Raw genomic sequence first — 6,528 nt, 5'->3', positions numbered from 1 at the left:
GATTCCCTGTGGTTTAAAGTTAGCTTTCTGTCCATTTACGTGGGGTAACAGCGTAGCCACGGCCTCGTTGAACCTTGGTGTTCGCTCCTGCCCGCTGTCTACCAGTTTTGCCATGGCCCACAGCAGGTTGGCGATTCCCTGAGCATCAATATCCCTGGCTTGAGGTTTTTGGTTGCACTTGAATATTATTGCATCAAGTAGCGTTGACAGTAAGGCCGCTTGAGTACGCTTAACACGCTCCTCCATGGGGTTATGAGGGGTAAATACACCCGCTGAAGTCAATGATTGAAGTGTTGTCGTCAGGCTTCGCCAATTCCAGCTCCGGGTTACGGAAAAATTTTGCAGTAAACGTATCAGCTGGCTTTGTTCGGCTCGATTTAATGGTCTTTTAGACGCTGACGTGTATTTTTTAATTGAACTGGCATATTGACCGTGAAGTCTCCCATCATAGCGATCACCAAAACGATAAGATTTAGTCAGCAGGTCAGCCATTATTTCCTGTCTGGTGAGGGTGTTGAAATCTTGAGCAGAGTTTACTGAACGGTACTGTAGATGTTGTGAAGAGCGTGTGAAAGAAGAATGGTAAAACTCATGACGCCTCGGGGCAGTGCGGGAAGGGGGATCCCATTGTCTGACTGTGGCATGTCCATATCGTCCACGCCGTGAAGAAGCGGCCTGGTCACCCGGTTGGTTGTCATCATTGCCTGATCTTGGGTATTGACATCTGATACCAGCAGAACTTCTATCCATAACTATATTTCATTAATTCATGAGAATATAAGAAGCAGACTGCTGCTCTGTTCAGAAGTTCATTTTGTTGGAATGTTGATAAATGCAGGGAGGGAATTACTGGCTGTTTTTTCTCTTCCTCCTGGCTGGTTTGCCGGTTTGTTCTTGTAACTGTTCTTCGGCGGCTAGGTAACCATGATTTGAGGGTTGCCTGCCTTTATCAGCAGTAACGTATGAATCGTCTGCCCACCTTCTTTTAAGTGATACAGAGCCATGCCCCTGTGGCGGGATGCCTATCCTGGTCTTTATTTGATCAATGTATGGTTTCGTTAAATCCTGATTCCAAAGCCTGTTAACCGGAATTTCAATGACCTCAAATCCTGCTTTTTGCAACAGTGCGATTTTCAGCAGAGTCGAACCCTTCCTGGTGTTGAAATCACCACCCACGTAATGAGACGGTCCCTGAACTTCAATCACCAGGTTGTGATCTGGCAGTAGCAGGTCAACCGGTGGTAATGAATTCAGACTCTTTTCTTCTTCAATCCGTAAAGATGGAATGCATGATTGCAGTTGATTGCGGAAGTGGGATTGACGGTTTGAAACGTTTGCATGGTAATGGGGGACGAACGGACACGGTCTCCCAAGCCAACTTGCGGCCTTCGCAATGGTGTGTTGACCCTCTTCATTGTTCGGGGATGTATTTTCCAGGCGAATAAACAGGTCATCGATGTGCTTTTCAAGCCAGTTATTGTTATTGGAGTCCAGAGACAATCTGGCACAGCAAACCATTACTCCCCAGAGAGACATCAATATGTCTTGCTGTGAGAGCTGAGGGTTTTCAATGATTCGGTAAACAAGCGATTCAAACATAGAGGTAACCACGTTCAGCTCAACGATCTCACCCAGTTTCGCCGTGGCCCACAGCAGATTGGCGATTTCCTGTGGTTTAAAGTTAGCTTTCTCCGGGTTCACTTGTGGCAACAGCACGGCCACGGCATCTTTGAGCTGCGGTGTCTGCTCCTGCCCGTTGTCCACCAGTTTCGCCGTGGCCCATAGCAGGTTGGCGATTTCCTGTGGTTTAAAGGTAGCTTTCTGTCCGTTCACGTGGGGCAACAGCGCAGCCACCGCCTCATTGAGCCCCGGTGTCCGCTTCTGCCCGTTGTCCACCAGTTTCGCCATGGCCCACAGCAGGTTGGCGATACTCTGTGGTGTAAAGTTAGCTTTCTGTGCGCTCACGTGGGGTAACAGCGCGGCCACGCTCTCTTTGAGTTCTGGGGTCCGTTCCTGCCCGTTGTCTACCAGTTTCGCCATGGCCCACAGCAGGTTGGCGATATGCTGAGGAATAAATTGGTTTTTTTTTTGCGTTCACGTGGGGCAACAGTGCGGCTACAGCCTTCTTGAGCCCTGGTGTCAACTCATGCCTTTTATCCACCAGTTTCGCCATGGCCCACAGCAGGTTGGCGACACCCTGGGCATCAATATCCCTGGCTGGAGGTTTTTGGTTGCACTTGAATATGATGGCATCAAATAGCGTTGACAGTAAGGCAGCTTGAGTAAGCTTAACACGCTCATCTATGGGGTTATGGAGGGTAAAAGCACCCGCTGAAGTCAAGGAATGAAGTGTTGTCGTCAGGCTTCGCCAATTCCAGCTTGGCGTTGCTGTGAAATTTTGCAGCAAATGCATCAGCTGGCTTTGTTCCGTTCGATTCAACGGTCTTTTAGCAGCTGACGTGTATTTTTTAATTGAACTGGCATAATTACCGTCAAGTCTCCCATCATAGCGATCACCGAAACGGTAAGATTTACTCATAAGGTCATCCATTATTTCCTGTCTGGTGAGAGCATTAAAATCCTGAGCAGGGTTTACTGAACGGTACTGTAGATGTTGAGAAGAGCGCGTGACAGAAGAATGGTAAAATTCATGACGCACCGAGGCAGTGCGGGAGGGGTTATCCCATTGTCTGACTGTGGCATATCCATATCGTCCATGCCTTGAAGAAGACGCCTGGTCATCCGGTAGGTTGTCATCATTGCCTGATCTTGCGTATTGACCACTGATACCAGCAGAGCTTCTATCCATAACTATATTTCATTAATTTATGAAATTAAAAGCAGACTGCTGTTCTGTTCAGAAGTTCATTTTGTTGGAATATTGATAAATGTAAGCAGTTGGAGAAACGCATCTGCTCCTGTTGCCACCAATCCGTTATCTTCCAAACATCCGGGGCGAAATTCAGGGGGAACAGGTCTTCAACGCTGGTAGAACTTTCCTGGAATGTGAAACGGTTCCTGGGTCGAAGGGAGGGGATTACTGGCTGTTTGTTTTCTTCCTCTTTGCAGGTTTGTCGGTTTGCTCTTCTGAATGTTCTTCGGCGGTTAAGTAACCGTGATCTGAGGATTGCCTGTCATCAGCAGTAATGTATGCCGTATCTGCCCACCTTCTTTTAAGTGATACAGAGCCATGCCCCTGTGGCGGGATGCCTATCCTGGTCTTTATTTGATCAATACATCGTTTAATTGAACCTTGGTTCCAAAGCATGTTAGCAGGGATTTCAATGACCTCAAATCCTGATTTTCTCAGCAGTGCGATTTTCAGCAGAGTCGAACCATTCCTGGTTTTGAAATCACCACCCACGTAATGAGAGGGCCCCTGAACTTCAATCACCATGTTGTGATCTGGCAGTAGCAGGTCAACCGGAGGCAGTGAGTTATGACTCTTTTCTTCTTCAATCTGCAAAGAGGGAATGCATGATTGGAGCTGATTGCGGAATTCGGCTTGAGGTTTTGACATGATTGTCTGGTAATGGGGGACGAACGGGCATGATCTCCCAAGCCAACTTGCGGCCATGGCAATAACGGATTGTTCCTCTTCATTGTCTGGGAATGTATTTTTCAGGCGAGTAAACAGGTCATTCATGTGTGTTTCAAGCACGTTATTTTTATTGGCATTGGAGAGTAGAGATTGCCTGGCACAACATACCATTACTCCCCAGAGAGACATCGATATCTCTTGCTTTGAGAGCTGAGGTTTTTTACTGATTCGGTAGACAAGGGATTCAACCGCAGATGTAACCACGTTCAGCTCAACAAAGTCACCCAGTTTCGCCATGGCCCACAGCAGGTTGGCAATACCCTGGGCATTGAATTGGTCTATTTGTGCGTTCATGTGGGGCAGCAGCGCTGCCACAGCCTCGTTGAGCCCTGGTGTCCACGTCTGCCCGCTGTCCACCAGTTTCGCCATGGCCCACAGCAGGTTGGCAATACCCTGGGCATTAAATTGGTCTATTTGTGTGTTCACGTGGGGCAGCAGCGCTGCCACAGCCTCGTTGAGCCCTGGTGTCCACGCCTGCCCGCTGTCCACCAGTTTCGCCATGGCCCACAGCAGGTTGGCAATATGCTGAGGAATAAATTGGTCTTTCTGTACGTTCACCTGGGGCAACAGCGCAACCACAGCCTCGTTGAGCCCTGATGTCTGCTCCTGCACGTTGTCCACCAGTTTCGCCATGGCCCACAGCAGGTTGGCGATATGCTGAGGATTAAATTGTTCTTTCTGTGTGTTCACGTGGGGCAACAGCGCGGCCAAGGTCTCTTGGAGCCCTGGTGTCCGCTCCTGCCCGTTGACAACCAGTTTCGCCATGGCCCACAGCAGGTTGGTTATACCCTGGGCATTAAATTGGTCTTTCTGTGCGTTCACGTGGGGCAACAGCGCAGCCACGGCCTCTTTGAACTCTGGTGTCTGCTTCTGCCCATTGTCCGCCAGTTTCGCCATGGCCCACAGCAGGTTGGCGATATGCTGAGGATTAAATTGGTCTTTCTGTGCGTTCACGTGGGGCAACAGCGCAGCCACGGCCTCTTTGAACTCTGGTGTCTGCTCCTGCCCGTTGTCCGCCAGTTTCGCCATGGCCCACAGCAGGTTGACGATATGCTGCGGAATAAATTGGTTTTTCTGTGCGTTCACGTGGGGCAACAGCGCGGCCACGGCCTCTTTGAGCCCTGGTGTCTGCTCCTGTTCGATGTCCATCAGTTTCGCCATGGTCCACAGCAGGTTGGCGATGCCCTGGGCATTAAATTGGTATCTATGTGCGCTCACGCGGGGCAACAGAGCGGCCACAGCCCCTTTGAGCGCTGGTGACCACTCCTGCCCACTGTCCACCAGTTTCGCCATGGCCCACAGCAGGTTGGCGACTTCCTGTGGATTAAAGTTAGCTTTCTGTGCGTTCACGTGGGGCAACAGCGCGGCCACAGGCTTTTTGAACTCTGGTGTCCGGTCCTGCCCGTTGTCTACCAGTTTCGCCATGGCCCACATCAGGTTGGCTATACCCTGGGCATTAAATTGGCATTTCTGTGCGTTCACGAAGGGTAACAGCGTGGCCACTGCCTCTTTAAACTCCGGTGTCCACTCCCCGTTGTTCACCAGTTTCGCCATGGCCCACAGCAGGTTGGCTATAGCCTGGGCATTAAATTGGCATTTCTGTGCGTTCACGAAGGGTAACAGCGTGGCCACTGCCTCTTTAAGCTCCGGTGTCCACTCCCCGTTGTCCGTCAGTTTCGCCATGGCCCACAGCAGGTTGGCGATTTCCTGTGGTTTAAAGTTAGCTTTCTGTGCGTTTACGTGGGGTAACAGCACGGCCACGGCCTCTTTGAGCTCTGGTGTCCGCTCCAGCCCGTTGTCCACCAGTTTCGCCATGGCCCACAGCAGGTTGGTGATTTCCTGTGGTTTAAAGTTAGCTTTCTGTGCGTTCACGTAGGGTAACAGTGCGGTCACGGCCCCTTTGAGCCCTGTTGTCCATTCCTGCCCGTTGTCCACCAGTTTCGCCATGGCCCACAGCAGGTTGGCAATTTCCTGTGGTTTAAAGTTAGCTTTCTGTGCGTTCACGTTGGGCAACAGGCTGGCCACGGCCTCATTGAGCCCCGGTGTCCGCTCCTGGCCCTTGTCCACCAGTTTCGCCATGGCCCACAGCAGGTTGCTAATGCCCTGAGCATTAAATTGGTCTTTCTGAGCGTTCATGTGGGGCAACAGTGCGGCCACAGCCTCGTTGAGCCCTGGTTTTTGCTCCTGCCCGCTGTCTACCAGTTTCGCCATGGCCCACAGCAGGTTGGCGACACCCTGGGCACCAATATAGCTGGTTTCAATTTTTTGGTTGCACTTGAATATTATTGCATCAACTAGCGTTGACAATAAGGCAACTTGAGTATGCTTAACACGCTCATCTATGGGGGTATGGGGGGTAAAAACACCCGCTGAAGTAAATGAGTGCAGTGTTGTTGTCAGGCTTCGCCAATTCCATTTCCGCGTTGCTGTGAAATTTTGCAGCAAAGGCATCAGCTGGTTTTGTTCCGCTCGATTTAACGGTCTTTTAGCAGCTAACGTGTATTTTTTTATTGAGCTGGCATATTGCCCGTGATTTCTCCCATCATAACGATCACCGAAACGATAAGAGTTACTCAGCAGGCCATCCATTATTTCCTGTCTGGTGAGGCTATTGAAATCTTGAACAGGGTTTACTGAACGGTACTGTAGATGTTGAGAAGAGCGTGTGAAAGAAGAATGGTAAAATTCATTACGTCCCGGGGCATTACGGGAGGGGTTATCCCATTGTCTTACTGTGGCATATCTATATCGTCCACGCCGTGAAGAAGTGGCCTGGCCATCCGGTTGGTTGTAATCATTGCCTGATCTTGCGAATTGACCACTGATACCAGCATAGCTTCTATCCATAACTATATTTCATTAATTCATGAGAATATAAAAAGCAGACTGCTGTTCTGTTCAGAAGTTCATTTGGGGCGAAATTCAGG

Annotated in this window: 4 protein-coding genes; all 4 read right to left on the bottom strand. The window is 50.0% G+C overall.

The features are described from left to right. On the bottom strand, window positions 1-750 hold a 750-nt coding region (locus tag ACO6V1_RS21885), incomplete at its 3' end, for a hypothetical protein (protein WP_422468543.1). 96 nt (window positions 751-846) lie between these two features. Beyond that, window positions 847-2,040 carry an RAP domain-containing protein gene (locus ACO6V1_RS21880; RefSeq protein WP_422450759.1) on the bottom strand — a complete coding sequence of 398 codons (1,194 nt, stop codon included), beginning with the start codon at window positions 2,038-2,040 and terminating at the stop codon, window positions 847-849. After that, window positions 1,946-2,809: a hypothetical protein gene (locus ACO6V1_RS21875; RefSeq protein WP_422450761.1), complete on the bottom strand. Its 864-nt coding sequence runs from the start codon at window positions 2,807-2,809 to the stop codon at window positions 1,946-1,948. Before ACO6V1_RS21875 ends, ACO6V1_RS21880 begins: the two co-directional genes overlap by 95 nt. 228 nt (window positions 2,810-3,037) lie before the next feature. Then, on the bottom strand, window positions 3,038-6,448 hold the full coding sequence (locus ACO6V1_RS21870; protein ID WP_422450763.1) for a DUF1601 domain-containing protein: 3,411 nt from the start codon (window positions 6,446-6,448) through the stop codon (window positions 3,038-3,040). Window positions 6,449-6,528 lie beyond the last annotated feature (80 nt).

It is taken from the genome of Endozoicomonas sp. ALC013, from assembly GCF_049310205.1.
Classification (GTDB): Bacteria; Pseudomonadota; Gammaproteobacteria; order Pseudomonadales; family Endozoicomonadaceae; genus Endozoicomonas.
The sequence above is the reverse complement of the archived record's forward strand: the minus strand, read 5'-3'. Positions and strand labels throughout refer to the sequence as shown.